General features: G+C 66.5%; 1 protein-coding gene. It reads right to left on the bottom strand.

Features of this window, described 5'->3' with window-relative positions; genetic code table 11:
- Nucleotides 1-121 precede the first annotated feature (121 nt).
- Nucleotides 122-1,581 (bottom strand): gamma-glutamyltransferase family protein (locus tag AX735_RS17615; protein ID WP_066282838.1); only part of this gene is annotated, 1,460 nt, incomplete at its 5' end.

The raw sequence follows: 1,581 nt of genomic DNA, 5'->3' as shown, positions 1-1,581 counted from the left end.
GGGTTATGGCGCGGGGAACAGGAAGTTTCATCACAGCCAGTCTTAACCTGCGATGACCCGCCTGTCTGCCCCGCGGCCTTGTGCTGGTCGAAGCCCGCGCCGCCTTGGTCGAAAGCGCGCCTTACTCGGCGAGCGCGACGCCCGGGCTGCGCGGATCGGCATAGCCGGTCCAGCCCTTGCCGTTGAACTGCGCCGCATTGAGCTTCGATCCCAGCTCGTCGACCACCACCGGCTGTCCGAACGCGGCGAGCGCCTCGTTCATGCCGCCCAAGGGCGTCTTGCCCTCGACGATCAGCGAACCGTTGCCGAAATAGATATTGGGCAGCGCCAGCGCCTCACCGGCGGGCAGCTTGAAATCGATCACCCCGATCAATGCCTTGGTGACGTGCATGATGATGCGCTTGCCGCCCGCCGAACCGACCGCGAGCACCGGGCGATCCTGAGCGTCATAGACGATATGCGGCGACATCGAGGACAGCGGGCGCTTGCCCGGCTGCACCCGGTTGGCGACCTTCTTGCCGTTCTTCTCGGGCGCGAAGGTGAAATCGGTCAGCTCGTTGTTGAGGAAATAGCCGTTGGCGATCAGCTGGCTGCCGAACGGGCCTTCGACCGTCGAGGTCATGCTGACGATATTGCCCGCACCATCGACCGCGACAAAATGCGTGGTGCCCGCGACTTCGCTCGACAATGCGGCGGTGCGCGGCTCAGAGCCCGGCGGGGTGCCCGCCTCATATGTGTTCAGTGCCTTGTCGGGATCGATCAGCGCCGCGCGCGATTTCACATAGGCCGGGTCGAGCAGGCCGTTGACCGGGACCGAAACAAAGTCGGCGTCACCCAGATAGCTCTCGCGATCGGCATAGGCGAGCTGCATCGCCTCGCCGATCAGGTGCCAGGTCTTGGCATTATCCGGCCCCAGCGCACCGATATCGTGCGGCTCGAGCATCCCCAGGATCTGCTGCACCGTCGTCGCGCCCGAGGAGGGCGGGCCCATGCCGCAGATCTTGTAGCCGCGATAGCGCGAGCAGACCGGCGGGCGCTCCTTCGCCTTGTAGGCGGCAAGGTCGGCCATGGTCATGGGTACGGGATTGACGCTGGCCTTGGTCACCGCATCAGCCAGCGCCTGGCCGTTCTTGCCGGTGTAGAAGGCATCGGGCCCGCCCTTGGCCACCGCGCGCAGCAGTTCGGCAAGCGCGGGATTTGTCACCCGGTCGCCGACCTTCTTGGGACCGGTCGCGTTCCAGTAGATCGCGCGCGCATCGGGGAAGCGCGCCCAGATCGGCGCGAGCCGGGCGAGAGCCCGGGCCAGCGCATCGTTGACGACAAAGCCCTCTTCCGCCAGCCGGATCGCCGGGCCAAACAGATCGGCCCATGGCAGCTTGCCCCATTTCTGGTGCGCCATCGCCATCAGCCGGATATTGCCCGGCACGCCGACGCTGCGCCCACCCTGAAACGCCTCGATGAACGGCAGCGGCTTGCCATCCGCGCCGAGCAGCAGCTTCTCGCTCGCCGAGGCCGGGGCCATCTCGCGCCCGTCGATGGTCGCAAGCGTGCCCGTTGCCGCATCATGGTGGAGCAGCAGCC

Origin of the sequence: Blastomonas sp. CCH1-A6 (assembly GCF_001556365.1) — a bacterium.
GTDB lineage: Bacteria > Pseudomonadota > Alphaproteobacteria > Sphingomonadales > Sphingomonadaceae > Blastomonas > Blastomonas ursincola.
Note: the sequence above shows the minus strand (reverse complement) of the source record. Positions and strands in the feature narration are given on the sequence as shown.